At 69.4% G+C, this 956-nt stretch carries 1 protein-coding gene; it reads left to right on the top strand.

All coding sequences use genetic code 11. The annotated features are described in order from the left end of the window. Positions 1–114 precede the first annotated feature (114 nt). Positions 115–938, top strand: a protein-coding gene (locus Vqi01_RS30350) for an IS5 family transposase (protein ID WP_372444471.1) whose coding sequence is annotated in 2 segments (ribosomal slippage) — positions 115–402 and positions 405–938 — 822 coding nt in all. Because the reading frame shifts where the segments join, the coding sequence is not laid out codon by codon here. The last annotated feature ends 18 nt before the right edge of the window (positions 939–956 follow it).

The raw sequence follows: 956 nt of genomic DNA, 5'->3' as shown, positions 1-956 counted from the left end.
TAGGGCGTGTCTCCTGGATCTTGCGCGGGGAATCGGCTATTCACGTCTGTCGTGAGTGGGCGGTTTGAGCTGACTGAGGTCGAGTACGCGCGGATCGCGCCGTTGTTGCCGGCGATGACACCGCGGCGTGGTGGGCGGTGGCGGGATCACCGGCAGGTGATCAACGGGATCGTGTTCCGGGTGCGGACCGGGGTGCCGTGGCGGGACGTCCCGGAACGGTACGGGCCGTGGAAGACGCTGTACAAGCGGTTCGTCCGCTGGCAGGAGGACGGGACCTGGGCGCGGATCGAGGCGATGCTGCAGGCCGACGCGGACGCTGCCGGGGACCTGGACTGGCACGGCAACGCCGATTCCACGATCGTGCGGGCCCACCAGCACGCCGCCGGGGCGCGTAAAGGGGGCTGAGCAGCAGTGACGCAGCGCGACGGGAAGGACTCGGCAAGTCGCGCGGCGGGTGGACCACGAAGATCCACACGATCGGTGACGGGCGGGGCCGGAACCTGACCAGCCTCCTGACCCCGGGTCAGGACCACGACACCGGCCAGCTGGTGCGGCTGCTCGACGACGTGGCCGTGGCCCGTCCCGGCCGGATCGGCCGGCCGCGCAAACGCCTCGATTCCCTCTCGGCGGACAAGGCGTACAGCTCACGCGGCAACCGCCAGGCGTTACGGGCCCGGCACATCCCGCACGACATCCCAGAGAAGGACGATCAGAAGGCCCACCGCGCCCGGAGAGGATCACGGGGTGGCCGCCCACCCACCTTCCGCCCGCAGCGGTACCGGCAGCGCAACACCATCGAACGGCTGATGAACCGGCGCAAGCAGTTCCGCGCCGTGGCCACCAGGTACGACAAGCTGGCCTGTCGTTACCGCGCCACCGTGCAGATCGCCGACATCCTCATCTGGCTACGCGCGAAACCGGACCGCCCCAATCCATGATCCAGGAGACACGGCCTA

This window comes from Micromonospora qiuiae (assembly GCF_016863555.1).
In the GTDB taxonomy this organism is placed as follows: Bacteria; Actinomycetota; Actinomycetes; order Mycobacteriales; family Micromonosporaceae; genus Micromonospora; species Micromonospora qiuiae.
This window is presented reverse-complemented; position numbering and strand designations above follow the sequence as displayed.